The 26,218-nt window shown below is 39.0% G+C and carries 26 protein-coding genes and 1 pseudogene; 18 read left to right on the top strand and 9 right to left on the bottom strand.

Annotation, left to right across the window (positions count from 1 at the left end; translation table 11 throughout):
- Nucleotides 1-44 precede the first annotated feature (44 nt).
- Entirely contained in the window at nucleotides 45-419 is a 375-nt protein-coding gene (locus ACHFIZ_RS14420) for a hypothetical protein (protein WP_410887049.1), read from the top strand.
- Nucleotides 420-611: 192 nt separating this feature from the next.
- On the opposite strand, the gene ACHFIZ_RS14415 is transcribed toward ACHFIZ_RS14420, so the two are convergent.
- The 4 genes from ACHFIZ_RS14415 to ACHFIZ_RS14400 form a co-directional block, all read right to left on the bottom strand.
- Nucleotides 612-1,049 (bottom strand): hypothetical protein, encoded by a 438-nt coding sequence (locus ACHFIZ_RS14415; protein WP_410887047.1) that lies wholly within the window; start codon nucleotides 1,047-1,049, stop codon nucleotides 612-614.
- Nucleotides 1,050-1,161: 112 nt separating this feature from the next.
- Nucleotides 1,162-2,223, bottom strand: a complete 1,062-nt coding sequence (locus tag ACHFIZ_RS14410; protein ID WP_410887045.1) for a carboxypeptidase-like regulatory domain-containing protein — start codon at nucleotides 2,221-2,223, stop codon at nucleotides 1,162-1,164.
- A gap of 154 nt (nucleotides 2,224-2,377) precedes the next feature.
- Entirely contained in the window at nucleotides 2,378-2,581 is a 204-nt protein-coding gene (locus ACHFIZ_RS14405; protein ID WP_410887043.1) for a hypothetical protein, read from the bottom strand.
- A gap of 120 nt (nucleotides 2,582-2,701) precedes the next feature.
- Nucleotides 2,702-3,034 carry a hypothetical protein gene (locus ACHFIZ_RS14400; protein WP_410887041.1) on the bottom strand — a complete coding sequence of 111 codons (333 nt, stop codon included), beginning with the start codon at nucleotides 3,032-3,034 and terminating at the stop codon, nucleotides 2,702-2,704.
- Between ACHFIZ_RS14400 and ACHFIZ_RS14395 the strand changes: the two genes are divergently transcribed.
- From ACHFIZ_RS14395 to ACHFIZ_RS14375, 5 genes and pseudogenes are all read left to right on the top strand, one after another.
- A complete protein-coding gene (locus ACHFIZ_RS14395; RefSeq protein WP_410887039.1) occupies nucleotides 3,033-4,472 on the top strand; it encodes a sensor histidine kinase in 1,440 nt (479 codons plus the stop codon). The two genes, ACHFIZ_RS14400 and ACHFIZ_RS14395, sit on opposite strands and share 2 nt — an antisense overlap.
- Nucleotide 4,473: 1 nt before the next feature.
- Nucleotides 4,474-5,223: a LytR/AlgR family response regulator transcription factor gene (locus ACHFIZ_RS14390; RefSeq protein ID WP_410887037.1), complete on the top strand. Its 750-nt coding sequence runs from the start codon at nucleotides 4,474-4,476 to the stop codon at nucleotides 5,221-5,223.
- Nucleotides 5,224-5,275: 52 nt separating this feature from the next.
- Nucleotides 5,276-5,527, top strand: coding sequence for a hypothetical protein (locus ACHFIZ_RS14385; protein WP_410887035.1), 252 nt, complete (start codon nucleotides 5,276-5,278; stop codon nucleotides 5,525-5,527).
- 21 nt (nucleotides 5,528-5,548) lie between these two features.
- Nucleotides 5,549-6,460 (top strand): hypothetical protein, encoded by a 912-nt coding sequence (locus ACHFIZ_RS14380; RefSeq protein WP_410887034.1) that lies wholly within the window; start codon nucleotides 5,549-5,551, stop codon nucleotides 6,458-6,460.
- 112 nt (nucleotides 6,461-6,572) lie between these two features.
- Nucleotides 6,573-6,710: pseudogene (locus ACHFIZ_RS14375) on the top strand (IS3 family transposase); the annotation flags it as partial.
- A gap of 189 nt (nucleotides 6,711-6,899) precedes the next feature.
- On the opposite strand, the gene ACHFIZ_RS14370 reads toward ACHFIZ_RS14375, so the two are convergent.
- Nucleotides 6,900-7,487, bottom strand: coding sequence for an HPP family protein (locus tag ACHFIZ_RS14370; RefSeq protein ID WP_410887032.1), 588 nt, complete (start codon nucleotides 7,485-7,487; stop codon nucleotides 6,900-6,902).
- Between the two features lie 35 nt (nucleotides 7,488-7,522).
- Entirely contained in the window at nucleotides 7,523-8,581 is a 1,059-nt protein-coding gene (locus tag ACHFIZ_RS14365; protein WP_410887030.1) for a carboxypeptidase-like regulatory domain-containing protein, read from the bottom strand.
- 75 nt (nucleotides 8,582-8,656) lie between these two features.
- Here ACHFIZ_RS14365 and ACHFIZ_RS14360 point away from each other — a divergent pair, with 75 nt between their 5' ends.
- The 4 genes from ACHFIZ_RS14360 (at nucleotide 8,657) to ACHFIZ_RS14345 (ending at nucleotide 14,142) form a co-directional block, all read left to right on the top strand.
- Complete coding sequence (locus ACHFIZ_RS14360; protein ID WP_410887028.1) at nucleotides 8,657-11,218, top strand: hypothetical protein; 2,562 nt, start codon at nucleotides 8,657-8,659, stop codon at nucleotides 11,216-11,218.
- Nucleotides 11,215-12,063 carry a hypothetical protein gene (locus ACHFIZ_RS14355; protein WP_410887027.1) on the top strand — a complete coding sequence of 283 codons (849 nt, stop codon included), beginning with the start codon at nucleotides 11,215-11,217 and terminating at the stop codon, nucleotides 12,061-12,063. The genes ACHFIZ_RS14360 and ACHFIZ_RS14355 overlap by 4 nt, the downstream gene beginning before the upstream one ends.
- Nucleotides 12,064-12,193: 130 nt before the next feature.
- Nucleotides 12,194-13,210 (top strand): carboxypeptidase-like regulatory domain-containing protein, encoded by a 1,017-nt coding sequence (locus tag ACHFIZ_RS14350; protein ID WP_410887025.1) that lies wholly within the window; start codon nucleotides 12,194-12,196, stop codon nucleotides 13,208-13,210.
- Between the two features lie 2 nt (nucleotides 13,211-13,212).
- Nucleotides 13,213-14,142: a hypothetical protein gene (locus tag ACHFIZ_RS14345; RefSeq protein ID WP_410887023.1), complete on the top strand. Its 930-nt coding sequence runs from the start codon at nucleotides 13,213-13,215 to the stop codon at nucleotides 14,140-14,142.
- 10 nt (nucleotides 14,143-14,152) lie between these two features.
- On the opposite strand, the gene ACHFIZ_RS14340 is transcribed toward ACHFIZ_RS14345, so the two are convergent.
- Nucleotides 14,153-14,638, bottom strand: coding sequence for a GNAT family N-acetyltransferase (locus ACHFIZ_RS14340; RefSeq protein WP_410887021.1), 486 nt, complete (start codon nucleotides 14,636-14,638; stop codon nucleotides 14,153-14,155).
- A gap of 150 nt (nucleotides 14,639-14,788) precedes the next feature.
- Between ACHFIZ_RS14340 and ACHFIZ_RS14335 the strand changes: the two genes are divergently transcribed.
- The 8 genes from ACHFIZ_RS14335 to ACHFIZ_RS14300 are packed head-to-tail and all read left to right on the top strand — an operon-like array spanning nucleotide 14,789 to nucleotide 22,546.
- The gene (locus tag ACHFIZ_RS14335) at nucleotides 14,789-15,667 is read left to right on the top strand and encodes a cell division protein FtsX (protein WP_410887019.1); all 879 of its coding nucleotides are present in this window, start codon (nucleotides 14,789-14,791) and stop codon (nucleotides 15,665-15,667) included.
- Nucleotides 15,667-15,891 carry a DUF3098 domain-containing protein gene (locus ACHFIZ_RS14330; protein WP_410887017.1) on the top strand — a complete coding sequence of 75 codons (225 nt, stop codon included), beginning with the start codon at nucleotides 15,667-15,669 and terminating at the stop codon, nucleotides 15,889-15,891. The genes ACHFIZ_RS14335 and ACHFIZ_RS14330 overlap by 1 nt, the downstream gene beginning before the upstream one ends.
- A gap of 6 nt (nucleotides 15,892-15,897) precedes the next feature.
- Nucleotides 15,898-16,692 carry an undecaprenyl-diphosphate phosphatase gene (locus ACHFIZ_RS14325; protein WP_410887015.1) on the top strand — a complete coding sequence of 265 codons (795 nt, stop codon included), beginning with the start codon at nucleotides 15,898-15,900 and terminating at the stop codon, nucleotides 16,690-16,692.
- Nucleotides 16,692-17,444 (top strand): tRNA pseudouridine(55) synthase TruB, encoded by a 753-nt coding sequence (gene truB, locus ACHFIZ_RS14320; protein ID WP_410887013.1) that lies wholly within the window; start codon nucleotides 16,692-16,694, stop codon nucleotides 17,442-17,444. Before ACHFIZ_RS14325 ends, truB begins: the two co-directional genes overlap by 1 nt.
- Nucleotides 17,445-17,449: 5 nt before the next feature.
- Nucleotides 17,450-18,310, top strand: coding sequence for a YitT family protein (locus ACHFIZ_RS14315; RefSeq protein WP_410887011.1), 861 nt, complete (start codon nucleotides 17,450-17,452; stop codon nucleotides 18,308-18,310).
- 10 nt (nucleotides 18,311-18,320) lie between these two features.
- Nucleotides 18,321-19,256 (top strand): bifunctional riboflavin kinase/FAD synthetase, encoded by a 936-nt coding sequence (locus ACHFIZ_RS14310; protein ID WP_410887009.1) that lies wholly within the window; start codon nucleotides 18,321-18,323, stop codon nucleotides 19,254-19,256.
- A 14-nt stretch (nucleotides 19,257-19,270) separates the two neighbouring features.
- Nucleotides 19,271-21,490, top strand: a complete 2,220-nt coding sequence (locus ACHFIZ_RS14305) for a cation:proton antiporter (RefSeq protein ID WP_410887007.1) — start codon at nucleotides 19,271-19,273, stop codon at nucleotides 21,488-21,490.
- An 18-nt stretch (nucleotides 21,491-21,508) separates the two neighbouring features.
- Nucleotides 21,509-22,546, top strand: a complete 1,038-nt coding sequence (locus ACHFIZ_RS14300; RefSeq protein ID WP_410887005.1) for a DUF2157 domain-containing protein — start codon at nucleotides 21,509-21,511, stop codon at nucleotides 22,544-22,546.
- On the opposite strand, the gene ACHFIZ_RS14295 is transcribed toward ACHFIZ_RS14300, so the two are convergent.
- A complete protein-coding gene (locus ACHFIZ_RS14295) occupies nucleotides 22,547-23,167 on the bottom strand; it encodes a LysE family transporter (RefSeq protein ID WP_410887004.1) in 621 nt (206 codons plus the stop codon). It lies immediately after the preceding gene.
- Between the two features lie 14 nt (nucleotides 23,168-23,181).
- A complete protein-coding gene (gene uvrA, locus ACHFIZ_RS14290) occupies nucleotides 23,182-25,983 on the bottom strand; it encodes an excinuclease ABC subunit UvrA (RefSeq protein ID WP_410887002.1) in 2,802 nt (933 codons plus the stop codon).
- Nucleotides 25,984-26,218 lie beyond the last annotated feature (235 nt).

The raw sequence follows: 26,218 nt of genomic DNA, 5'->3' as shown, positions 1-26,218 counted from the left end.
CGTTTTGACTCTTAAATTGCTATTTTGCATCTCTAGATTTTTGTATGAAAAGACTTCAGACCATACTGGCATTTGTATTTGCGGCAATCCTAATTATTGCAGGGATAAATCACTTTATCAGACCTAATGTTTATGGTCCCTTTATACCAGACTGGATGCCGCTTGTGTTGACCAATGTCTTCACCGGTATTGTAGAAATCGGTTTAGGTATTAGTCTCCTAGCACAAAAATATCGAAGGCAGGCTGCAATGGGTATTTTCATTCTCATGATCCTGTTTTTACCATTACATCTTATTGACGTATTTAAAGATCATCCTGCCATCGGTTCTAAAACCCTGGCGATCATTAGGCTACCCCTCCAATTTCTATTAATCTACTGGGCCTGGTACATTTTTCGATCAGAAAATCGAAAGCCTTAAAATTATTTGCATTTTCTTTAAATGTTTTCCCTTCTCGACCGTCTACCTTACCAAACAAAGTATATTTCTTGACGGCCGATTCGAGAAGACAATCACAGTTACCTATTAAAAACCGTACAAGATTGTGGTAAAGGGATGCTGTCGTTTGGAAACATTTAACTTAGGACCATAACGCTAGCCCTAAAAAATGATTTACCGGGTTAGATAATACTTCTTGACTACACTTGGTGTGGCATTTTCTTCTGTTGCTGTAAAATCAAACTTGCTATCGCTAATTTGGGTTGGCGTACAAGCATAAAGTTTACCAACAATGGAGATGAAAAATGAGTTTCCAACAGTTACAGAATAGCTTCCCGATTGAAGTGAAGGAGATACGTTGATCTCAACTATGTCATCTTCACCGCTCTTAAAATCAACGTAGTCACTACTCCCACCATTGACTGTTGTAGGGGCAGAACCAGCTACGGTAGTTTCAACTTTGGTTACTTCCCACTTGCCAACCATCTTAGTTTTCAGGGGTATTGTTGCGTCGTCCTGTTTTTTGCAACTCGTGAATAAAAGTAACAGAGTGCTAACCAAAAGCACTGGTTTTTTGAGCGTGTTGATTTGTTTTTTTAGGGATAATTTCATACAATTGGGGGTTGATTATTTGGAATATTAACGATAAAAAACCCCGATTGGTATCAAAGTAATAATTCCAATAACGATTTGATCCTTAATTTGCAATTATCGAGTCCTATTCTTACTTTGGTATATATTCAAATGGGAGTTGATCACCCAGTCTAACAATGCCCCACCTTCCTTCGAGTCTAAAGCTTTTGTAGTCCAGATAACTGCCTTTTTTATCAATCACCGCTTTATCAACAAAGAGTGTGACATAAGAAATTGGCATGAATGCAAGCCTGGCCGGGTCAATATCTTTAAGGATGACACCGGGCCTTTTGGCCTTGCCAGCATAGATAATTTTAAGTTGTGTGTCAAACTGGAACTGGGCGAAATTCGCGTCAGCTTTAGACAAATATTGTTTCACATCGATAAAATTTTCGGCAGCTGGGTTTTGAGTTGCATCTATTCTATAGGTTAAAAAGCCTTCGGAAGCACTGTTTCCTTTGTACAAGGAACGCAGGTAATGCATGAATGAACCTTTATAAGCCCGAAGTCTATTTTTGCTCCACCTGCGCTGTTGACTTTCATTCCCCTTTAAGTTTTCGAAAATAGACTCACCATCATAAATTGTCGTTTCGGACATCCGATCAAAACTGAAGTCTCTCAATAGATAGCTGATCTTGTAGCCCAGGCTTTTATTTTCCACGACTATAAACTCATTTGAAAAAGCCTTTAAAAATGCACCGTTTGTGCTAAATTCGATCACTTCTGGATTCAGTATATTGCAGAAAGCGGCATTTCTGGTCACTCCAACGAATGCGTCAAAAAACATTGCCAACTGTTTATCACGGCTAGTGCCCTTCCCAATTACAACTTCGTTAAGCTGAATATTATTTTGGGAGAGGACAAGGACCTTGTCAAGGGATTGCGAATTGATTACCGCATTCTCTTTCAATGAAGAATATCCAAGCATCCGCACTACAACTTCATAAGTTCCGGGAGTTAAACCGCCGAAACTGAATTTTCCATTGGTATTGGTCTTGGTGACCTGTGTTGATCCACTTAGGAAAACTGTTGCAGATTCAATCGGTTCAGCCTTATCGTTTTTTACCGTACCGTTGATAGAAAAGAGGCTTTGTGAAAAGGCTGTTGTGCTAAAAAGGGCAAGTAATGTAAGGAGGAGGAATCTAAATTTCATATAATTATTCTTTCTGCTGGGTTGCATTGTCGGCAGAAGTATTTAGGCATTCAATTGGCAGTACCTTACTTAGAGAAATGCATATGCCCATTTAAACCGGAACAAGATAGTTAAAATAGAGAAATTGTCTAAGATATGAAATAGGAAATAATGCTTAAACTTTGAAAAGAGCTACAGTTTTCACAGGCTCTGGTTTGGGATTATTGACGTATATAGTAACGCCGATAGCCAATATAGTTGCGACCAAAATCACTGCAACCAAAACGTTTGGTTTTGACTTTGATTTGTCAACATCAGAACCACCGATGCTCAAAATAAAAAATAGCCCCTCTAAGATTACATATAATAAATTAGCCATAGCCTTTAACTTTATCATTACTAAGATAGTTAAATCTTCTTAACGTTACAAGGGATATAAATTGCATGTTACTATGCCAGACTTACCAAATACTCTTTTATCATTGTAAATAGATTAGCATTAAGACATTTTTGATGATGTAATACTTAACGTTTTTAAATCTGGCATCATGAAAAAATCATTCATAGTCTTTTGTTTAGGTCTTCTGGTTTTTGTTCCTTCAATCACCTGCGCCCAGACTATACAATTCTTTCGATTTGAATTGAAAAACCAAAGATTTCCCACTAAGTCAGATCCAGAAGTATTGTTTGCTCCTGACACTAATATTTCTGCCGCTTTCACCTTGTTGAATTCTAAAGTAGCAGAACCTGTAATACCGAAAAGCCCAATATTACTAGGAGTACAATTCAAGTCTGAAGTTTCTAAAACTTCAAAATTTAATGTCAATTCCATGGATAAAGTTTATTCGGGATATTTTCTATCAAATAGCGCAGAGGCAACTGTTGTAGCGTTAGGAATTAATGCCCAAAACGTAGATGATTATCAGTATAGGGTTGTAGAAAATGACAGCAGCGAAATAATAACATGGTCAAAGATTCCTAAGCTAGAACAAAACTACGGTGCAAAAAAAGCCTACGGTTTTATTGGAAAGTTCAAAGCTCCGGGAAAACGAATATTTCTGGAAGTAAGAAATAAAAGGAATTATAGTACAAGAGATGGCATAGTGTTCGATTGGCGAGGTAATTTTACACCATTATTAAAACAGGTTAATCTGACTATTAAACTAAGAGACACGCTTTTCTCAACGGTTTTAAAAGATGACCAATATAAACTTGGATTTACGAAACTTGTAGATCCAAAAACGAATGTCCCCATTAATTTCAAATTTAAAGATGGATTGGTAAGAGTTATAACGTTATACTTCAACAACCCTGAAAATGTTCCGTATGACATACTTATTAGTCATAACAAGGAAAGAGATACAGCGCAAACTTGGGGCGTTGATTTTAACTTTGTTAATGATCATAAAGATATTTTTAATGAGTCTTACAATTATCCTGGCAATTATGAGATAATTATTAAGCCAGCTAAATCATTAGGGAAAGTTCAAGAAAAGGAGATCTTGAGGATCCCGTTTGAAGTTTTACCCGGAGAAGATCATTCCCAAGGTCCTCCCGTTGGGCTTATCATTCTGCTTTCTTTAATTATTATCTTATCTGGCACGTTAATATTTGTAATTTATTACACCCGTAGTAAAAGAAGGCTTCAAAAATCTAAACAGGAACAACAAGTTGCAGCACTTAAACTTAAATCTATTCGGTCGCAACTTAACCCACATTTCATGTTCAATGCGTTAACTTCCATTCAGAACCTGATCAATAAAAACAACATTACAGATGCCAACTTCTATTTATCTAAGTTCGCAGGTTTAACCAGGCAGGTGCTCGATAGCAATAACGAAAACTTTCTAAGCCTTGAGGATGAGGTAAAAATGCTAACAGATTACCTGCAAATGGAACAGCTTAGATTTGACTTCCAATTTAAGATTAATGTAGACCCTGAGTTAAACCAGGCAAACATAGAGGTCCCTGCAATGTTGTTACAGCCCTTCGTTGAAAATGCGGTGAAGTATGGCGTCTCAAGACTCAAACATGATGGGGTAGTTAAAATAATTATAACAGGGAGTGGGCCAGATTTAGAACTAAAAGTGACAGATAATGGCGCAGGTTATGCTCCGGATTCTGCATCGTCAGGATATGGAATCAACCTAAGTAACGAACGTGTGGAATTATTGAACCAATTATATAAAGATCAATCGATATCTTTAACAACCCACTCTTCAGCCACTGGAACTGTGATTACCATACGCTTATCTAACTGGATATCATAGAATGATTAGAGCAATAATTATCGACGATGAGCCAAACAACATCGAAAACCTACAGAGCATCATCATGAATAACTGTAGTAATATTACTGTAGTTGGCACAGCATCGGATGCAGATAATGGCAGCAGGATGATCGCTCTGCAGCAGCCTGACCTTCTATTTCTGGACATTCAAATGCCAGGGAAGTCAGGTTTCGATTTATTAAAAGAGCTTCCTAAGATAGATTTTGAGGTCATATTTATTACTGCGTATGACCGCTATGGAATCCAGGCAATCAAGTTTTCTGCCTTAGATTATTTGCTAAAACCCATAAACATCAGCGAATTTTTATTAGCCGTCCAAAAGGCAGAGCAAAAGATTAACTCTAAGAAAGAAAGCAGTAATATTCAGAATTTACTTAAATATCTCAAGGGCGGCAAAGAGGTGCCAAAGATCGCATTGCCTACCCTCAAAGAGATCATGTATGTTAAGGTCTCAGATATTTTGAGATGTGAAGCGGAAAATAACTATACTAACTTTCATCTGCTAAACGGAGCGCAAGTATTGGTATGTAAAACGCTAAAGGAATTTGCTGATTTGCTTAAACCCCATAACTTTCTCCGGAGTCATCAATCGCACCTGGTAAATATCGATTGTGTAAAAAGCTTTCTGAAAGAAGATGGAGGTATGCTGCTTTTAACAAACCAAGAGAAAATTCCTATATCCCGACAGAACCGAGAGTTAGTTAAAGACGCACTTGGTGGATTGAATTGACCTGATTCAATTATAGTTTAATTACTACCTTGTATCATTCAATAAACGAAACATGAGCACTCAAAATACATCAATGCAAGTCGAAGTTTTCTCTGGCGAGTTCTGGAAAGCTTCCCTAATGCGCCAGTTATTAGCCGAACATGATATATTTGCCTATTTGGGAAATGAACTTTTAAGCAGTATAGATCCTGTGATTGTAAGTACTACTGTGGCGAGCCATGTCGCTTTGAAGGTTTCTCAGGCTGACAGTCAGCGAGCCCTGGAACTGATTGAAGAGTATAACAATAGTGAGCCTATAGAATAGCTTAAATTTTATTCGGTTACAATGAAAACGTTGTGCTCAAAAATACAGTTTAAAAACTTTGAAGTTGGAGAGTTTGGGGAAATCAGGAACCGTACCCTTGATGAAACATTGAAGCTAACTTATGACTTTCCGTGGGAGACAGAAAGGGCTTTAGCATCTGTAGAGCTGCATTGCCCGTCTGTTACAATCGAACATCCTTCTGGCTCCTTCCTTAAAATAGGCCCCTATTTTAGTGGAAAATTCTGCGTCTATCATTGTGGCAAAAGAGGTAAAGTGACTTATTTAGTTTTGAATGAACTCAATGAGATAACCTCCCCTGTAACCGACTTTTTTAAAGGGGAGCTTAATTTATCAGGCTTTCAAAAGTATAAATATGTCATCAACCCACTGCAATATTTCAAGACTAACCCCTATGAATATAAGCCAGGATCCAAAGCTATTTTCAATTACTTAAAGTTAGATTTAGTAACGGTAGTAGCACCGGCATTTATCATCTTCACTCAGTTTTTTACCAATTGGTCGATGCTTGCGAATCCGTATGCGACGTGTGCAATTCTTGGTTTTATCACTCTATTTTGTGGACCAGGTATGTACTTGTTATTCGACTATGAGCCATATTACCAGCATCAATACTTGAAAATTTCAAGGGGACACCGTTATTTCATCTTTGGAGATGTAGATGGGAATAAAGAGTATGATAAAGCTGAGATTTTTGAAATCTGTAGGTATTATAACCATCGCGGTCGCAACTCATGGAGTGGAAGTCAGGTCTATAAACTTGTCTTCAAAGATGGTAAGATATTGATTTTTTCCAGCCTTTTGATTACTGAATGGGCATTTGTGAAAAAATTTCCAGGTGCTGAAATTAAATCTGAGCACATCTTCTTTCCAACTATGGATAATACCCTGATAAAGATTCAGCGCATAAACTAATTCAGCTCGAGACCGATCCAGTGTCGATGCGGCATTAATGGGGTATTGCTTCGTGCCTGGACGAACCAACACCGAAGCAACCTACACCAATATATAGCAGAATAAGTTTGCAAATAAAGAGCAGGCAGCACTCGTTGAATTTGAATACATAGAGGCTTGGTACAACCGTAAAAGATTACATTCAGCCTTAGGCTATATGTCACCAGAAGAATATGGGAAAACATTAAACAAACAAAATATTGCGGCTTAACTAAATGTCTATTTTATAGTTGCAATTCCAGTATGATGATACGCTGGAAAGAACAGGGAAATCAGTAGATATCATCTTCCAAAGTAGGAAAGAGTAAGAAAAAATTAAGCTCTCAAAGTCAACAAATGTGATCGCGTGCACCAGGCATTCTTCGTCTGGTGCAGTGTTATATCACAGCAAGTGGAAGTTCTAGGATAGCTTTTTATAACGCTTGTGGACATGAAGCCATTTCTTGTTCCTCGGATAGCTTCGGTGTGCTGTTCGGTTGTTAAAGAAAATGGCAACCAATAAAAGTATTGTTGCTCCAGAGAGTACAGGACACAGTACATACCAATAACCCAGCGTAATTATTTTTGCTGATCCAACATTGGCGATCAGAGCTGTTGCTCCTCCCGGGGGATGTAGTGTCTTGGTCATCTGCATAACCACAATAGAAATTGAAACTGCAAGTGCCGACGATAGCCATATTTCATTGGGAATTATTTTATGTATAGTTACTCCAACAATTGCAGATAGGACATGTCCACCGATAAGATTTCTAGGCTGAGCTAAAGGACTGTTGATGACGCCATAGATGAGAACCGATGAAGCTCCGAATGAGCCTATAAGTAATACGTTATCAGTTGCATTTAAATATTTGCTTTGAATAAAACCGAGTATACCAATCCCGAAGAAGGAGCCCAGGAACGTCCAAAAATGTTCTTTGAGGTCGACTAACGTTTCTTTATATAGAATAAATTTTGCTGTTCTTATTTGTCTGTGTAATCGTTTCTTCATTAATGGCAATCACTATTAGAGAAGCAAAGATCGAATTAATTAGGAACATACTCGTATGGCAATTGATCTCCTATCCTTTTGCGACCCCAATATCCTTGAACTAAAAGCTCTTTATAATTGATATAGTTGCCCTTGCTATCGATCTTGCCATCCGTTTTAAATATCGACCCTCTATCGTCTAGCTCCTTAACAATCCGCTCGCTTTTCTTAAAAGAAAAACCACGAGCGGCTAAAGCCTTATTGTAAATAGTGTATATCCGACGTTTATATTTGATTGCAATAAGGTTGCTGTCCACTTGCTTTAAAAGTTTGGCGCATTTAACAGGGTCAGTCTCTATATCAATCGGCAGACGTATGTTGAGCACTTTATAAGTCAAAAAGCCCTCTTTTTCTGTAGTACCCTTATAAAGTGATCTTAGGTAATGCATCAATGAACCATAGTAAGCTTCACTCCTATTTTGGCGCCACATTTGGTGCTGAGACAAAGAACCGTTCATCTCTTCGAAAATGCACTGTCCCTGATATTGGGTAGTTTCGAGGTACGAGTTGTATTGAAAGTTCCTTAAGAGATATTTGACCCGATATCCCAAGACAGCATTTTCAATGAGTAAGAAATCATCTGTGCTAGCGGTAAGGATCTGGCCCTTTAGGTTAAAATTAATTATATCCGAATTCAGGATGGTACACCCTGCCGCGTTTTCCGATTCACCGAGAAAATACCTTTTGAATGTGTTCAGATATTTGTACCGCTGACTATCGCCAACTATAACTACTTCTTTTAGTGTCTGTTCTCGACTGATGAGTTTAATATTTAACGTAATTGACTTATCAAGAATCAGGACATCTTGTTTAATAGATCCATAACCAACCATATTTACCACAAGATGGTAACCACCACTGGATAGTCCGCTTAAAATATATTCACCGTTAGCATCAGTTTTAGATATCTTCTTCGAGCCATCAATGAACACTGTCGCAGCCTCTATTGGTTCAGAGTTTTCATTTAAGATAGTGCCGCTTAAGTTAAAGTTGCCCTGCGCGATCGCATTGAAACAACTAACAAGGAATAGAAACAAGAGAGCGTAAGTTTTCATAAAGCTCAAATTAGGCATTTACTTGTTTAGCGTCAAGCATTTATCTATATTAGTTAATTATCTAACCAAATTTTTATGATTACGATTACCGCTCTCAACACTGGTATTCTAAAGTTTCTTTTAAGATGCTTGATACTATTTATTATTTCCTCCGGCTCTCTGTATGCTCAAAAGATCCCAACTATTGGAGTAACAAAACTTCTGCAGGCTGCTGCAAACTTCCAAAAGGCAAAGCCTATGGAAAAGGTTTATTTGCACACCGATAAGGACCTTTACTTTGCCGGAGACACGCTTTGGTTCAAGGCTTATGTGTTGGATGCGACGTATCTCTCAGCCTCTGACAAAAGCAAATTGCTATTTATAGAATTGCATGATGATAGCACAGACATCATTAGAAGAGTTTCAGTCGTTATTAAAAACGGCATAGGTAATGCACAAATTCCATTGAACAGAAACGCTTTTCATGAAGGTGGCTATACAATTAAGGCCTACACAAACTGGATGCAGAATTTTGGAAGCACCTCTGCCTTTAGCAAACGCTTCTACATTGGTAAAATCGCTAAAGATTCCTGGCTCGCGAGTTCAACAATTGATTTGAAGACTATAAATGGCAAAGAGCAATTGACAGGCGAGGTATCTTTAAAGGATTTGGACCGCATGCCTGTAGGATTAAGGAATCTGAATGTTATGGTGATTGATAGTAACCGAGTGTTGCTGGATAAGAATCTTCAGACTTCCTTAGATGGTAAGTTTAATTTACAAACACCTTTACCCGATTCAAGACGTATCAGCAATCTTAGAGTGGAGATTCTTGACCTACGGAAAGATGGAACTAAGCAAAGATTACAGATTCCTTTGTTTCTTAATCGGGCCGGTAAGATAGATTTACAGTTTTTACCGGAAAGTGCCCAGCTTGTAGCTGGTGTGACAGGAGTTGTGGGTTTTAAAGCCGTTTCGGAGAGCGGCGCAGGCGTCAATGTAAGTGGGGTTGTTGTTGACAGCAAAGGTAAGGAAGTTGCTGTGTTTGAAAGCCTACATAAAGGCATGGGTAGTTTCAGGTTTAAACCAGTTCTTGGCGAGAAGTACCTAGCAAAACTCACTGATCCTATAGGATCTGAGATAACTTACAAGCTTCCGCTGGTAAGACCATCGGGTACAACTATTTTAGTAGAAAACGAGGAGCAAAGCGATTCAATAAGTGTTTCTATTAATGCGACTGCGGATCTTATTTTTAAAAAGCATCTGTTTTATTTAATAGGTTCAGCGAGAGGCTTGGTTTGTTATGCCCGGCCTATTATATTGAACAGCCCGAAGGTTATCAAGATTTCAAAAAGATTATTTCCTGGAGGAATTGCGAGAATTTTATTGCTGAAAGAGAAGGTAGCAATAAACGAACGATCTGTTTTTATCGACCATCATGACAGATTGCAAATGACATTATCTTCAATCATACCCGTTTATAAAATTAGAGATAAAATCTCAATGGAATTGGAGGTTAAGGATAAGTTGGGAAAGCCTGTGGTTGGATCATTTTCTCTTTCTGTAACAGATGACGGTCAAGTGCTACCTGATAAAATAGGTAATCATGGAATAGATGTAAGCTTTCTGCTTAACTCCGATTTAAAGGGCTTAATTGAGGAACCTGGCTTTTATTTGAATAGATTAACCCCGATCGCATGGAAAGCTTTAGACAATTTGCTATTGACACAAGGTTGGGTTGGTCATGAATGGAGTACAGTATTTCAGCCATTTGAACCGGCAAGATATGATAGGATAACACTTAGCCTCACCAGATGGCGTAGCGTTAAGCATTTAGAATTTCCCGTTGTCAAGCATTATCAATTGAAACCCTGGTTTCTGAAAGATACGATCATGAAGGTACTATATCCTAAGGCCGGACTTTCAGTCTTAGGTAGCGAGATCAATGCAAATGCAAATATGCTTGACGAGGTCACAATCAAAGGTAAAAGACAGTGGAAGGAGGTAGGATTTGCAGACATTGCTTTGGACTCAAATGATATTAAAAGTACCGGCGCATTAAATGTTTATGAACTCCTGAGACAGGTGTTGCCGCAGATGACGATTGAACCTACAATCCACGAGGGCTATGGGAAGCGCTATATGCTTAAGTGGCAAAACCGGGAAATTTGGTACATTAATGATTTTGAGGGAAAAGTAGGTGATCTGGCTGGCTATCTAGAAAAAACTCAGAATGAGGTAAGGGAGTTTTGGATGACTCAGCCTATCAAAGATCTCCAAATGATTGAGATCATGTCCTCTGATATGTATACCGACAGATTTTTGATGGGAAGAACATTGCCAGACGGGAAGAATCGGAAACCGCTAATTGTACGAAGAACTTATGTTACTTCAGATACTACTCAATTTAGAAATCCCTTATCTATGCTGTCAGCTCAGCAATACTATCAGCCAAAATACCTACCAGAAGTTGCTGAACTTAAAAACCAACGGGCGACAGTTCATTGGGAACCAAATATCATCACTAATAAAGATGGCAAAGCAAAAGTCAGCTTTTACGCTACAGACGAGGTAGGAAGCTATTCAATAAATGTGCAAGGTGCGGATTTAATGGGCAAGTTTGGCGGTAGCAATTTCTCTTTAAAAATTGAGAAATGAAATTGACCTATAAAACACCAGGCATGAAGATTACGCTATTACCATTATGGATAGCTTTATACATCTTCGTGTTACCAAGAGTTTCCTTTGCACAGAAGAGACTACCAAAAGTTCAGGCGAGCGCTATCAAGGCTGGCTCAAAAATGATTATTGACGGGAACATAAATGATTGGACAAAAGGGTTTCAAGCATATAATAATCGAACAAATATTTACTATTCGCTTGCGCACGATAGCACAAATATTTACCTCATCGTTCGGGCTATAAGCTATGAAGCAATTAAAAAAATACTTTTGGGCGGAGTTAGTTTGACTTTAGAGGATGGAAGCTTACCTGCCTCAGAAAGCAAAGTCAGAATCCGGTATCCTGCGTACGACAAATATCATCCAAGCTGGGCTATTAACTGGGGGGCTTCATTAGCCGTTAAGGATATAAACTTCAATCAGAAAGAGGCAGATTCTTTGATGATGGTTAGAAATGAAACTTTAGCTAAAAAAGCTAAGCTCATTGCGTTCAAAGAACAAAGCAAAAATGCAGATACCTTATTTTCTGTTTACGATGCCAAAGGCATTAAAATAAGATCAAGATTCGATATTGCATCTTCTTACACAATGGAATGGCTGATACCATTGTCTTTTATTACTTCAAAAGACAGGTCGATTCGATATAGAATTGAGTTGCCTGGCGGCAGCGCCGGTGGCGTAGACGTAATGGTTGACACCGATCGACAGGTCATTTTCTTCACTGGGGCTTCAGGAGGCAACTATGTTCTGCCTATGAACGCTGGCAATGTAGATCTGGCTTCTCCCACTTTTTTTAGCGGAAAATATATCCTGGCAAAATAATATACTACCCCCGAAGGATAAAAGATTAATCGCAATTTTTTAGTTTTTCAGCTGAGTTTGTCCCCAATTACAAGATACTAATTGCCTTTAATTTCGAGAGCTCTTAAACCCTATCAAATATTTGAACAACATGAGTAAAATAAATTGGAAAACTATAGCTGGACGATTTATCTGGATGACCACCTTGCTAATTATCTTCCATACAACAACCGTGGCTCAAAGCGTTTTTGAAGGTCAGGTTCTAGATAGTGCTGTGCTGGAGCCTTTGGTTTCGGTAACGGTATCACTGGCTGGAAAGAAAATAGCAACCTCGACCAACTCACAAGGATATTTCAAACTTACGATTGACGATACTTTAAGGATAGATACCCTGACATTTAGTTCGGTAGGTTATATTACTTATAAATTGGCAATTTCAGATTATAAGCCGAATGCCATTGTTATCCTTCGAACCAGCAATGCAAATTTAGCGCAAGTAAATATTACAAAGCGCAAATTGAAGTTTGAGCGTCTTAATGGCTTTGGGTTAGGTCAAATTATAAGAGATACAGCATATGTGCCTACCCCCTATTCTACTCAATTTTCATTTGCCAAGTTCTTTAGCGCCTCAGAGGATAATGCCATTTTATCCAAAATAGAAATTGGACGTATAGATTTTGAGATGCTATTTTTGGAGAAATTAGATGCAAATAACGAGATGGAACCGCTAATGCCTGTAACAAAATCCAATCCTAAAACCCGCTTTCTCATTCACATTCTTTCTGTAAACTCCCAATCAAGATTGCCTGATAAATTGCTCTTTACAAAATCGATTTCTATCGAAAATGATTTAAGTTGGGTTACTGTAGATCTTACCAGCGAACTCTTCGTTCTGAAATCTAAAGAATTCTTTGTAGCAGTAGAATGGTTGCGGATTCCATATAATGAAATCTTTAAGTTAGAATGGGCTCCAAGAGTAAGGGCTAAAAACAAAAACGGAAAAGAACTATTGGAGGACGTTTCTCAATATAGAGTATTCTATCAGCCGGCTTTGGCAAGTTATCCGAGCACACAACGGGCTCCTTCCTACATCAAAAATAAGCAAGGATTATGGATGCCTTCCTCCAATGATAAAGAAGTGGCATTATCAGCAACAATAAAATATTAGCTATGAGATGTATATTAATACTTCTATACGGTCTAGTTTGGGCTGGAGCTAAAGGCCAGCAAAAGGTCAATACTTTTCAAGTAATTGATAGCTTAACCAGAAAAGCTATACCATCTGTATCGATAACAATTGTGCGCGCAAAGCTCGCTATCAGTACGGAGAAAGATGGGGTATTCAGTATTCCAGGGAACTTATCAAAAATGAGGGACACATTAATCGTAGAGGCCCAGGGCTATATGGCACATAAAGTTCTTCTTCATAAATTGCAGGGCATGGATTCCTTAAGATTGGTTAGATCACAGCGTCGGATTCAAGGAATTCCATCTGATTACAGGCAGGAAATCGAGCTTAATCAATTTGAAAAATTCGATGTAACTCATTACGCTGGATTGCATACAGAAACTTCTTCATTTGACTATTTACAGCTTGCGCAGCAGTTTTACTTGCCTAAACCGGGTGGACAGTTAATGAAAATCTATGTTAGTCGGCTTGCCTTTCGGTTAAATAATCTAAGACAGGAGGATGCCGTTGGCATGGAACCTACAAAATTCAGGCTTCGAATTTACGAGGCGGATACGATTAAAGGCGGACCCGGAGAAGAACTTTGCGAACAAGTGATCGAGGTTCGGGATAAGGATAGTCAATATCTGGAAATTAATTTATCGAACTATAAGATAATAATTCCAAGGAATTCGTTCTTTGTCGCTATCGAATGGATACGTGATTTTACCAACCAGGGATATGTCTTAGTTCAAGAAAAATCCGTTAGGCCAGTGCAAACCATAAATTACCGGCCAGCAGTTGGGGTTTCGCCAGTGAAAGGTACTAATCTAAATATTTGGGGACTTAATTTAAAAAAGCAATGGAAACCGTATACTTACTTTTCTCCTGATTTTACGGATTTAGCGATTACGGCAGTAGTAAGGCAGTAAGATTGTTTATTTATAAGATGTCTAGCTTCATTTTATAAATATCATACCGTTTGTCCTCGTGAATCATGGTCATCTGTTTTTCTGGCAGATACTCAAATCCAAGTTTTTTATAGCATTTGATGGCTATCTGGTTTTGATTCCAAACAAATAGTTCAACAGACTTACAATTATACATAGCTATGCATTCCTGAATTAACTGTTTCACAAAAAATTGCCCCAAGCCAATGCCTCTGTTCTCTTTCGCTCCGATAAGGATTCTACTCAATCTTGGAACATGACCAATTTGAGGGATGATCTCGCCAAAAGCGTAGGATTTTAAATTATGATCCAAGCCCAGGTAAAATGATCTATCAGGATTGGCTATCTGGTAAGTAGTTATCTGATCCTTAGTAATAGGGAACTGAAAATCTGTGCCGGAAAACTGTAAAAGAATCTCTTTATTTGTGACCCAATGCTCTAGTATTTCAAAATCGTCAGGCAGGTATTTGCGGATCATACATAGGGAACTAAAGTTTTTCAATTACTAAATTACACACTTTGCCAAGTTAAATAATGTTAAATGCTATCTTTTCAAATCAGATAAAAGGCATATAATTTAATTTACTAGCTTATATTTTTTAATTTCGCAAAACATAATTTACTGTACATGGAAGAATTTGAAGTAAGTGATGCCTCTAAGAAGACGAAAACCATTTATATATCGACAATCTTTAGTATTGCTCTGGTTTTACTGATGCTTGGAATGCTTGGCTTAATACTAGTACACGCAAAAAACCTCTCCAATTATGTTAAAGAGAATATTGTGCTCAACATCATCGTCGATGAAGGTGCCAAAGATGCTGATGTGCTGCAATTCCAAAAAGCATTAAATGCTAACCCAGCTGTCAAAAACACTCAATATATCAACAAGGAAATGGCAGCGAGAAATCTTACAGCCGATTTAGGCGAAGATTTTGTGAACTTCCTGGGATATAACCCTCTCTTATCAACTGTCGACGTTTATTTAAAAGCTGATTTTGCTAATGCAAAAGGAATTGAGGCACTGAAAGCTAGTATTGCTAAGAATCCAGTTGTTAAAGAAGTAATCTATCAAAGTTCGCTGATTGATATGGTCAATAAAAACATCAATACAATTGGAATTATTATCCTGGGCTTTGCTGCTATATTACTAGTTATTTCAGTCGCATTGATTAACAATACGATTAGATTGGCTATTTATTCTCAACGATTCCTTATCAAAAGCATGCAATTGGTGGGCGCTACGCGTGCCTTCATTCGCAAGCCTTTCATTCTCTTGGCAGCTTTGCATGGTTTGATTGCAGCTTTCATAGCCATTTTAATCCTTTTAGGTCTTTTGTATTATGCACAAAGAGAAATCCCTGAGATTGTAATTCTTAGAAATTATACTGAGTTTGGAATAGTGCTGCTAGGCCTTGTTGGGGTTGGCATCTTCATTACTGCCATCAGCACTTCGTTTGCTGTGGGCAAATATTTACGTCTTAAAATTTACGACCTTTACAGATAATGATCGAGAAAAAATCAACTCCTGCAACGCAGGATACAAAATCAGAATTGGTATTCACCAAAAAAAATTATCAATTGTTATTGATCAGCATCGCAATTGTGGTAATCGGCTTCGTTTTAATGATGGGAACCACAGACATCTATGATTTTAGAAAAACCCTACTGGCACCGATGGTGGTATTATTTGGTTTCGGTTTCGGGGTGTATGCCATCTTAAAAAAATAAACTTTAATGGATTATTTACAGGCGTTTATCCTTGCAGTGATTGAAGGCTTAACTGAATTTTTACCAGTATCATCTACCGGCCACATGGTTATAGCAAGCTCATTTATGGGTATAGGTGATAATGATTTTGTTAAACTTTATGAGGTAGCTATACAGCTTGGAGCTATAATTGCTGTGGTTGTGCTCTATTGGAAAAAGTTTTTTGATTTTAGCAAATGGCAATTTTATGTAAAGCTAATCATAGCAGTTATACCTGCCCTTATTTTTGGAAAACTACTAAATGATTTCATCGACGATAAATTGGGCAACCCAATATTTATAGCTACAGTCTTATTAGTTGGCGGTATCATATTACTGTTTATTGATAAGCTGTTCAAAAAACCTGAGATTAGCGAAGAAGTAAACATCACTAATCTTACGGCATTTAAAATAGGATGCTTTCAGGTGTTAGCAATAGTTTTCCCAGGATTAAGCAGAAGTGCGGCAACAATTATTGGTGGTATGCAACAAAAACTATCAAGGCAGGCCGCAGCAGAATTCTCCTTCTTTTTAGCCGTGCCCACGATGTTTGCTGCGACTGGTTATAAGCTGTTAAAAGGTTACGAATTATTAAATACAGAAAATATTAAACTGTTGCTTTTCGGTAACTTTATCGCCTTTATCGTTGCCATTATTGCAATTAAATCTTTCATCGGCTTTCTATCGAAACATGGTTTTTGGATGTTTGGATGGTATAGGATTGTGGTGGGTATTGTCATCTTAGCGCTTTACTTCGCTGGTGTGGAAATGAACGTAGCATAATGACGGATCAAGAAAGCGATATTCACTCTAAAACAATATTTCCGGAGTTCAACTTTGCAGAAGGCGAGCTGTTATTAATAAATAAACCTTACAAATGGACTAGTTTTGACGTTGTTGGCAAGATTAGAAACTCGCTAAAACCGCTGAAGCTAAAAGTTGGTCATGCTGGCACATTAGATCCACTGGCAACCGGGCTTTTAATACTGTGTACAGGAAAGTTGACTAAGCAGATAGATACCTTTCAGGCGCAAGAAAAAGAATATACAGGAACAATGATTCTTGGCGGCACTACTCCTTCATTTGATTTGGAAACAGAAGTAGATAAGCAATTCCCGCTGGATGGTCTCAATGATGAAATGATCTTTAAAGCGACTGCTGCTTTTATAGGAGATATTCAACAATACCCTCCCGCTCATTCTGCAGTAAAAGTTAATGGGGAGCGCCTATATGTGAAGGCCAGAAGAGGCGAAGAAACAGAATTGCGTTTAAGATTTGTGACAGTGCCTGAATTTGAGATTACTCGCATCGCCTTACCAGAGGTTGATTTTAGAATAGTTTGCAGCAAAGGAACTTATATCAGATCATTGGTCTCTGATTTCGGAAAAGCATTAAATAACGGCGCTTACCTTTCGGCACTAACCAGAACGAGAAACGGCAACTTTCTCCTACAAAATGCCTTTGAAGTTTCTGATCTCGTAGCACACCTACGCAGTGAAAGAGTCGAAAAAACACGTTTAGCATCTTTAAGTTAAACACCATGCAAAAACACCTCAAAAAAAATATATGGTACTTAAGAGATATTCTGCTGGTTGCAGCTGGTATTACCTCCGCGTGTTTTGGTTTGAAAAGCTTTTTAATGCCTAACGATTTCATTGATGGTGGTGTTACAGGGATTTCGCTGCTCATAAGCAGGCTTACCGGGTTAAAATTATCTTATCTCATTGTTGCGATCAATATTCCATTTATTATTCTAGGTTTTAAGCAGATTGGTAAAGGCTTCGCTGTGAAAACGGCAATAGCAATCTCTCTCCTGGCGATTGCGCTATTGGTGATCCCATTTGAACCCGTTACGCATGACAAATTACTAATTGCAGTTTTTGGGGGATTGTTCTTGGGGGGCGGAATTGGATTCGCAATGAGAGGCGGCTGTGTTATAGACGGGACGGAAGTGCTGGCACTATATATCAGCAGGAACAGCATATTGACGGTAGGCAACATCATCTTGGTTTTAAACATACTCATATTTGGCGTAGTGGCAGTAGCACTCGACGTAGTAACTGCTATGTATTCAATTTTGACCTATTTATCGGCATCTAAGACCATCGATTTTGTGGTGAATGGACTTGAGCAGTATACCGGGGTAACTATTATCTCTGAAAAGAACGACGAAATCAAGCAATTCATTATCGATAAAATGAAGCGTGGAGTTACCATCTATAAGGGTGAGGGTGGCTATGGAGAAAAAAAAGATATCGATATTGTTTATACCGTGGTCACCAAATTAGAAATGAGTAAATTGCAGGGAGAGATCAGGCAGATTGATCCGGATGCTTTCGTGGTTCAACAGCAGATCGCCGATATTAAAGGCGGGGTAGTGAAGCGACAATCCTTACATTAAATCAGATCTTTTGAAAATATACAATCATTTCTCTGAATTCAAAAAGCTTGAAAATGCCGTTGTAACTATCGGCACGTTTGACGGTGTGCATTATGGCCATCAAAAAATAATTCGAAGGCTTTGCGAATTGGCTAAATCTACTTGTGGAGAGAGTGTGATACTCACCTTTTTTCCGCACCCAAGATTGATCATCGATCCTGAAAATCATCACTTGAAAATGATCAATACCATTGAAGAGAAGGGCAAAATATTAGCCAGTCTCGGTGTTGATCATCTGATAATCACGCCTTTTACGCGTGACTTTTCTAATTTAAGTCCGGCTGAATACATTCAGCAGATCCTAATTGACACAATCGGAGTAAAAAGTCTTATCGTGGGTTATGACCATAGGTTTGGAAAAGATCGACAAGGCGGTATGGCCGACCTTCAGGAGTTTGCCAGTATTTATGGTTTCGCGATCGAAGAAATTCCGGAGCAGGACATTAATGATGTTGCTGTAAGTTCTACAAAGATTCGTACCGCATTGCTTGAAGGGGACGTTGCTTTGGCCTCAAGCTACCTGGGATATAATTTTTCTATTCATGGACGGGTAATTAAGGGCGATAAGATTGGTCGGACTATTGGGTTTCCTACTGCCAATATATTTGTTGAAGAAACCTATAAGTTGATCCCTTCTGATGGAATCTACGCAGTAACTGTTGAGCTCAACGACACTACTTATAAAGGAATGGCTTACATAGGTCAGCGACCTACAATAAATGGCATGACAAGAAACATTGAGGTCAACATTTTTGACTTTAATAAGGAAATCTATGGTCAGTCGATCACTATGAATTTCTTGAAATTTCTACGTCATGACCTGAAGTTTACTGGCTTGGAAGCGCTAAAAGACCAATTGCATAAGGATAAATTGTCGACACTAAAGTTTTTCGACGAGCGTCCATAACTTAAAATACATCCATGCACTTACCTGATTTAATAGCCGATTTAGGGCTCATCTTGGCTGCGGCAGGGATCACTACGCTGATCTTTAAAAGAATAAAGCAACCAATAGTCCTAGGTTACATTCTGGCAGGTGTTATGGTTGGGCCGTATCTTGATTTTTTTCCTTCGGTTAGTGACAGCAAGAGCATCAATATATGGGCTGAGATCGGTGTCATTTTTCTTTTGTTCAGCCTTGGTTTAGAGTTTAGTTTTAAAAAACTGGTTAAGGTTGGGGGTTCTGCATCAATCACGGCGATTGTAAAAGTTGGTTTCCTGATCCTTGCTGGATATGGTATGGGAAAAGCTCTTGGTTGGTCTGACATGGACGGTCTCTTTTTTGGCGGTATCCTGTGTATCTCCTCTACCATGATCACGATTAAGGCATTTGAAGAACTTGGCATAAAGCATAAGAAGTTTGCAGGCCTGGTATTTGGCGTACTAATCGTTGAAGATTTAGTAGCTATCTTACTTTTGGTATTATTCTCTACTCTGGCGGTGAGTCAGCAATCTGCTGGGTATGAGATGCTATTCTCCATCCTTAAGCTTGCATTCTTCCTTGTGCTATGGTTCCTTGCTGGCATCTTCTTGATCCCGACTTTCTTGAAAGCGACTAGAAAATTGATGAATGATGAGACTATGCTGGTTGTTTCACTTGCTCTTTGCCTAATGATGGTTTTACTAGCCGTAAAAGTAGGCTTTTCGCCTGCCCTTGGTGCATTTATCATGGGTTCAATCCTGGCAGAAACCACCCAGGCAGAACGAATAGAGCATCTAACAAAATCTGTAAAAGACCTGTTTTCGGCAGTATTCTTCGTATCCGTTGGGATGCTTATTGATCCTGCAATGCTTGTTAAACATGCTGGAACAATTGCATTAGCTGTTTCTGTAATCATATTCGGCAAAGTCATTTTCACAGTGTTGGGTGCTTTGTTGGCTGGGCAGCCATTAAAAACTTCGGTTCAGGCAGGTATGAGCTTAGCTCATATAGGCGAATTTTCTTTCATCATAGCTACTTTGGGCGTAACCTTGAAAGTTACCAGTGATTTTCTTTATCCCATTGCTGTAGCGGCAGCAGCGGCAACTACTTTTTCAACGCCCTACCTGATCAAACTAGCAGATCCATTTTATCATTTTTTACAAAAAATATTGCCAAAAAGCTGGCAGGATGCGATCGATAGATACAGTACGGGGACAGAAGGCATCACAAAACTTAGCGATTGGAAGATTTTGTTAAGCGCTTATGTATTTAACACCATCGTTCACTCCGTGATCATTATTTCGATCATATTCCTCGTTTATCGGTATTTGCAGCCTTTTATTGATGAAAACATCACCTTAAGAACCAATGGAACTATTATAACCGTAGTAGTCTCTTTCATCATAATGGCGCCATTTTTATGGGCATTATCTATCAAAAGAGTTAGACGAACAGCCTATTCGCATTTATGGCTCAATAAAAAATATACAAGGGGACCACTGATCGCTATCGAAGTATGCAGAATTGCATTAGGTGTATTTTATGTTGGCTTTTTAATGTATCAATTCTTCGACACTGCTATTGCTATACTTATCGGATTAGTGCTGATCATCTTGGGTATGGTCATTTTCTCCAAAAAACTGCAGGCATTTTACGATCAGCTGGAGAAACGCTTTTTATTAAATCTAAATGCGCGAGAAGCACAAAATAAACAGCCTGAAATCTTACCCTGGGATACACACCTTGCTGATATGGTGGTGGCACCGGAATCAGCCCTTGTTGGAAAAACCTTGGTTGAGCTTTCGGTAAGGGAAAAATTCGGTGTGAATATCGCCCTGATTGAACGTGGCAAAATTATGATCCCTACACCCGGAAGAGATGAAAGGCTTTACCCGAATGATAAGGTACTGGTTATTGGAACCGATGATCAACTTGCCACAGTTAAAGAGTTATTTGAAGGCGGGATGGATGCCAATGCGGAACTGAGTTTCCCGAAGGAAGACATGTCGCTCCAGAAAATCATCATCAACAGCAGTTCGCCTGTGTTTAATCAAAGTATTCGGAATTCAGGCATTCGCGAAACAACTCAAGGTCTCGTTGTAGGTATTGAACGTGCTGGTGAGCGAATCTTAAACCCCGACTCAAATCTTATTTTTGAAAACGGAGATGTGGTATGGATTGTGGGCAATAACAAAAAGATCCCTACCTTGTTAAAGTAGCTATCAGCTAGAATGTTCATGAAAGTAGACCAGGAAAAAAGCGAGTTTTTAGATGAGATGCTAGCGCATTGGCTGGAAGAAAAACTCCTTACCGAAGATGATGTAAAGCGACTGAAAAGCAGTTATGAGACCAAGACCTTTGATTGGAGGCGACTGGCTCAATATTCTTTTTGGATAGCGATGGCCTGCGGCGTAATATCTTTAGGTGCGCTGTTGATAGACGATAAAATCCTAAATTACCTGAGGTTCCTGTTTGATGCTTCAGACCTACTGATTAGTATAATTTCAGCTTTAGCGGCAGTACTGATCTATTACGTCGCTTTTAAACGAAAGAAATCAGTCTCTCATCAGGTGTTCAGTAATGAGGCTCTAGTTTTCAGCGGAATCATGCTTACAGCGAATGCGATTGCATATTTGGGAAAAGCTATTGATAATGGTAATTCTCACTTCTCTTTGCTTATCCTGGCATCTGTATTTATTTATGCGGTTCTGGCTTACCTATTTCAGTCGAGGTTAATCTGGGCATTTGTATTGTTATCCATGGGGGCATGGTTCGGAACAGAAACTGGCTACCTATCCAGGTGGAACTGGTATTTTATAGGAATGAACTATCCTTTAAGGTTCGTTTTATTTGGCGCAATCATTACTGCTGTTTCATTCTTAATGCGTGGAAGCGCAAAGCTAAGTTTGTTCTTTCAAACCAATTACATCTGCGGTATGGTGTATCTCTTTGTTTCATTGTGGCTACTTTCAGTATTTGGAAACTTCGAAACGCTGGAAGAATGGTACAGTGTGAGGCAGTTAAATCTGTTCTATTGGGGTTTGATATCGGCAGGAGCTTCGCTCATCAGCATCTTTTTCGGCCTTAAATACAGGGACGATGTTGCACGTGAGTTTGGTATCACTTTCCTTTTCTTAAACCTTTATACGCGCTATTTCGAATACTTCTGGGACAGCTGGAATAAAGCATTGTTCTTTAGTGTACTTGCAATATCTTTTTGGCTCATTGGAAGAAAGGCAGAGAAGATCTGGAATGTGGAGTTCCTAAAGCGTTAGCTATTTGATAAAGTGGATGTAAACGACCTTGCAAATGTGGTAGGTGGAAAGCGCAAAGAACAACAGCGCAATTCCTTTGTTCACCTTATAGCTGGTTAAAGCAAACTTTTCCTGTACATACTGTGCAAATCTAGCGAAGCCATACAAAGCTATCGCAGCTCCAATACCTGATCCAACACTAAATACGGAAAGAGACAGATAACCAATGTCGATCCACTCATGCGAGATAAGATATGTTCCTACAAATAACCAATATGGGATTTGCATTGGATTAATGACTCCCAGCAATAACCCATAACGGATACTGTCTTTTTTTGAGTAATCTGCTTTAGGCATTTCTTTTCGAGACCGCCAGGTGATGACTCCCAAAACACCGAACATCAGAATCATAATTACATCGATAATGTTTTCAAGTTGAATTTCACTAGAGAGCCATTGTACAAAGCGCATCACGCCGAAAGTAAACATGATTTCAACGGAGGCAAAGGCAACAATAAAATAAAGTGCCTGCTTTATGCCACGCGAGATGGTTATTTGAACAACAGTCAAATTGATATTCCCCGGCGGGATATATCCAATCAGATTTAAAATCACGCCCAGAAAAAGGGTTAAAAACAACATCACCGAAGATACAATTATTTCAAATGTGCTTTCAAATACTTGGCCGTGTAAGAAGCTTTTACTTTTATCAAATCCTCTGGTAAGCCCTCAAAAACTACACTACCCCCTTTGTCACCACCATCCGGACCGATGTCAATAATCCAATCTGCAGATTTAATCATGTCCATGTTGTGTTCAATAACCAGAATGGTGTTACCTTGTTCAATAAGGGTATTTAGCGCGATCAGCAGCTTTTTGATGTCATGAAAGTGAAGTCCGGTAGTGGGCTCATCGAAAATAAATACCGTCTTATTGGCATTATTTCCTTTAATTAGGAAGGATGCAAGTTTGATTCGCTGTGCTTCACCACCAGATAAGGTATTCGAAGACTGACCAAGGTGAACGTATCCCAGACCTACGTCAACCAGTGGCTGGAGTTTGTGGAGAATCTTAGGCTCATTCTTAAAGAACTTAACTGCTTCCTCGATAGTGAGGTCAAGAATATCGGCTACGTTTTTATCCTGATAAGTGACTTCAAGGACTTGTTGCTTGAATCTTCTTCCTCCACAAGTTTCGCATGGTAAATAGATATCAGCCATGAACTGCATCTCGATTTTAACTTCGCCTTCGCCCTGACAAACATCACAGCGACCGCCCTCAACGTTGAAAGAGAATGCTGCTGGTTTTAATCCGGAAGCCTTAGCTGCGGGCAAGGCCGAAAACAATGTCCTTACATCGTCCCAAGCTTTTACATAGGTTACGGGATTTGATCTGGAAGACCTCCCGATCGGATTTTGATCAACCATCTCCACCTGACTCACCAAGTCGTAATTGCCGAAAATGCCGTCGTAAGCTCCCGTTTGTTCTCCCGAGTAATTGCCAATAGCCTTTTGAAGGGCTGGGTATAGAATCTTTTTAATTAGGCTGGTTTTTCCGGAACCGGATACACCACTTACCACAGTAAAAACTCCTAGTGGGAACTTTACGTCAATGTTCTTAAGATTATTTTCGCGCGCACCCTTAATTAGAATATGGTCATTCCATGCCCTGCGTCTTCCAGGAACCGGGATTTGCTCTTTACCTGAAAGATATTTACCTGTTAAGCTATGCTTATCCTTAATGATCTGATCGTAGGTACCGCTGAATACAAGGTTACCCCCATGGGTACCGGCCTCTGGTCCAATGTCGATGATATGATCGGCAGCCCGCATCATCTCCTCTTCGTGTTCAACTACCAGAACGGTGTTGCCAACGTTTCTCAGAGAAATCAGCACTTCAATAAGTTTATTGGTATCTCTTGGATGAAGACCAATACTCGGCTCATCAAGCACGTATATGGAGCCTACCAAACTACTTCCCAGTGAAGTAGCAAGGTTGATCCTTTGGGACTCACCGCCTGAAAGGGTATTTGATAACCGGTTAAGAGTTAGATAGCCCAGACCTACGTTATTGAGAAAAAGTACTCTTGTGGCAATCTCAGCCAGCAAACGTTTGGCGATCTTTTGATCTGAAGTTGTGAGTTCAAGATTGTCAAAAAAGTCTAGTATAGTTGAGAGTGGCATGAGCACAATGTCAATAATGGACTTATTATTAATCTTAACGTAGGAAGCGTCTTTACGTAAGCGGGAGCCTTTGCAATCCGGACATATGGTTTTACCGCGATAGCGGGATAACATTACTCTGTACTGGATCTTGTAGGTCTGTTCTTCAAGTTCTTTAAAGAAAGCATCCAGGCCATTGAAGTGCTTATTGCCAGTCCAGATTAATCTTTGTTGTTCTTCTGTAAGTTCAGAAAATGGTCTGTGAATTGGGAAATCGAATTTAGAGGATACTTTAATGAATTTGTTCAACCATTCTCTCATCTTTTCCCCTCGCCAGGGAGCAATGGCATTATCAAACACACTTTTACTTTTATCTGGAATTACCAGATCTTCATCTATTCCAATCACGTTGCCATAACCTTCGCAACGCTTGCAGGCACCATATGGATTATTAAAACTAAAAAAGTTTGGAGTTGGGTCTTCGAAACGAATCTCATCGAGTTCAAAACGGTCACAGAAGTGTTTGAGTTGACCTTCGAATTCTACATAACAATCTCCTTTACCTTCAAAAAAAGCAGTCTGAACGGAATCGGCAGTGCGACTTAATGTTTCTTCATCGCCGTTGACAACGATGCGATCGATGAGAATTTTAACAGTAAACTCATCCTGCAGTTCGAAGTCGGCAAATGATTCATCCTCGAGAATGGCTTCTATCTTTTGAATCTTATCCTGATAGGAAATTCTAAGAAAACCTTTCTGTAGCAAGACAGCGAGCTCTTCTTTGATGGATCTGTTATTGTGGGGGAATAATGGGCAGTAAATTGTAGCTGTGTTATCTGTTCCAAGGCCAAGAATATAATCGACTACATTGGTTACAGTGTCTCGCTTGACAACGTTTCCTGAAATAGGTGAGTAAGTTTTGCCTATTCTGGAAAAAAGCAATTTGAGGTAATCATAAACCTCTGTCGAAGTACCCACCGTAGATCTTGGATTGGAGGTAATAACTTTTTGCTCAATGGCAATAGCGGGTGCAATCCCCTTGATGTAGTCAACATCAGGCTTATTCATCCTGCCCATAAATTGTCTGGCGTAAGATGAAAGACTTTCCACATATCTTCTCTGACCTTCTGCATACAGGGTATCAAAAGCTAAGGAAGACTTGCCTGAGCCAGACATTCCTGTAATAACAACCAGTTTGTTTTTGGGGATGGCAACGTCGATGTTTTTAAGGTTGTGAACCCTTGCACCTTTAATAATTATATGTTTGTGAGGATCTTTCTCTATTTCTTTACTCATTAATTTTACGATAGAAGACTGCAAATATACCCCAAAATATGGATATGGAGATTTGAAAGGGCAGGCTAAAATGATGCCACCATGCAGGAATTAATATTAATTAACATTTTTGTATTGGAATATGATAAAAAAGTGGTTCTTTTGAATTAATAACTGTTTAATCAATTCAGCATACCAAACTTTAATAGGAGAAATCGATATCGAATCAAACATCTACTAAGTATTTTTTTAGCAA

Source organism: Pedobacter sp. JCM 36344, assembly GCF_046546555.1.
Taxonomy (GTDB): Bacteria; Bacteroidota; Bacteroidia; order Sphingobacteriales; family Sphingobacteriaceae; genus Pedobacter.
Note: the sequence above shows the minus strand (reverse complement) of the source record. Positions and strands in the feature narration are given on the sequence as shown.

Excerpts from the sequence above, each read along its gene's own strand:
- ACHFIZ_RS14295 (WP_410887004.1), bottom strand. The coding sequence starts at position 23,167 with ATGTTGTTTTTAACCCTTTTTCTGGGCGTGATTTTAAATCTGATTGGA.
- ACHFIZ_RS14300 (WP_410887005.1), top strand. The coding sequence starts at position 21,509 with ATGAAAGTAGACCAGGAAAAAAGCGAGTTTTTAGATGAGATGCTAGCG.
- ACHFIZ_RS14395 (WP_410887039.1), top strand. The coding sequence starts at position 3,033 with ATGGATAAAGTTTATTCGGGATATTTTCTATCAAATAGCGCAGAGGCA.
- ACHFIZ_RS14410 (WP_410887045.1), bottom strand. The coding sequence starts at position 2,223 with ATGAAATTTAGATTCCTCCTCCTTACATTACTTGCCCTTTTTAGCACA.
- truB (WP_410887013.1), top strand. The coding sequence starts at position 16,692 with ATGACGGATCAAGAAAGCGATATTCACTCTAAAACAATATTTCCGGAG.
- ACHFIZ_RS14390 (WP_410887037.1), top strand. The coding sequence starts at position 4,474 with ATGATTAGAGCAATAATTATCGACGATGAGCCAAACAACATCGAAAAC.
- ACHFIZ_RS14380 (WP_410887034.1), top strand. The coding sequence starts at position 5,549 with ATGAAAACGTTGTGCTCAAAAATACAGTTTAAAAACTTTGAAGTTGGA.
- ACHFIZ_RS14405 (WP_410887043.1), bottom strand. The coding sequence starts at position 2,581 with ATGGCTAATTTATTATATGTAATCTTAGAGGGGCTATTTTTTATTTTG.
- ACHFIZ_RS14370 (WP_410887032.1), bottom strand. The coding sequence starts at position 7,487 with ATGAAGAAACGATTACACAGACAAATAAGAACAGCAAAATTTATTCTA.
- ACHFIZ_RS14385 (WP_410887035.1), top strand. The coding sequence starts at position 5,276 with ATGAGCACTCAAAATACATCAATGCAAGTCGAAGTTTTCTCTGGCGAG.
- uvrA (WP_410887002.1), bottom strand. The coding sequence starts at position 25,983 with ATGAGTAAAGAAATAGAGAAAGATCCTCACAAACATATAATTATTAAA.
- ACHFIZ_RS14415 (WP_410887047.1), bottom strand. The coding sequence starts at position 1,049 with ATGAAATTATCCCTAAAAAAACAAATCAACACGCTCAAAAAACCAGTG.
- ACHFIZ_RS14345 (WP_410887023.1), top strand. The coding sequence starts at position 13,213 with ATGAGATGTATATTAATACTTCTATACGGTCTAGTTTGGGCTGGAGCT.
- ACHFIZ_RS14340 (WP_410887021.1), bottom strand. The coding sequence starts at position 14,638 with ATGATCCGCAAATACCTGCCTGACGATTTTGAAATACTAGAGCATTGG.
- ACHFIZ_RS14330 (WP_410887017.1), top strand. The coding sequence starts at position 15,667 with ATGATCGAGAAAAAATCAACTCCTGCAACGCAGGATACAAAATCAGAA.
- ACHFIZ_RS14365 (WP_410887030.1), bottom strand. The coding sequence starts at position 8,581 with ATGAAAACTTACGCTCTCTTGTTTCTATTCCTTGTTAGTTGTTTCAAT.
- ACHFIZ_RS14335 (WP_410887019.1), top strand. The coding sequence starts at position 14,789 with ATGGAAGAATTTGAAGTAAGTGATGCCTCTAAGAAGACGAAAACCATT.
- ACHFIZ_RS14360 (WP_410887028.1), top strand. The coding sequence starts at position 8,657 with ATGATTACGATTACCGCTCTCAACACTGGTATTCTAAAGTTTCTTTTA.
- ACHFIZ_RS14355 (WP_410887027.1), top strand. The coding sequence starts at position 11,215 with ATGAAATTGACCTATAAAACACCAGGCATGAAGATTACGCTATTACCA.
- ACHFIZ_RS14315 (WP_410887011.1), top strand. The coding sequence starts at position 17,450 with ATGCAAAAACACCTCAAAAAAAATATATGGTACTTAAGAGATATTCTG.
- ACHFIZ_RS14325 (WP_410887015.1), top strand. The coding sequence starts at position 15,898 with ATGGATTATTTACAGGCGTTTATCCTTGCAGTGATTGAAGGCTTAACT.
- ACHFIZ_RS14400 (WP_410887041.1), bottom strand. The coding sequence starts at position 3,034 with ATGGAATTGACATTAAATTTTGAAGTTTTAGAAACTTCAGACTTGAAT.
- ACHFIZ_RS14350 (WP_410887025.1), top strand. The coding sequence starts at position 12,194 with ATGAGTAAAATAAATTGGAAAACTATAGCTGGACGATTTATCTGGATG.
- ACHFIZ_RS14305 (WP_410887007.1), top strand. The coding sequence starts at position 19,271 with ATGCACTTACCTGATTTAATAGCCGATTTAGGGCTCATCTTGGCTGCG.
- ACHFIZ_RS14420 (WP_410887049.1), top strand. The coding sequence starts at position 45 with ATGAAAAGACTTCAGACCATACTGGCATTTGTATTTGCGGCAATCCTA.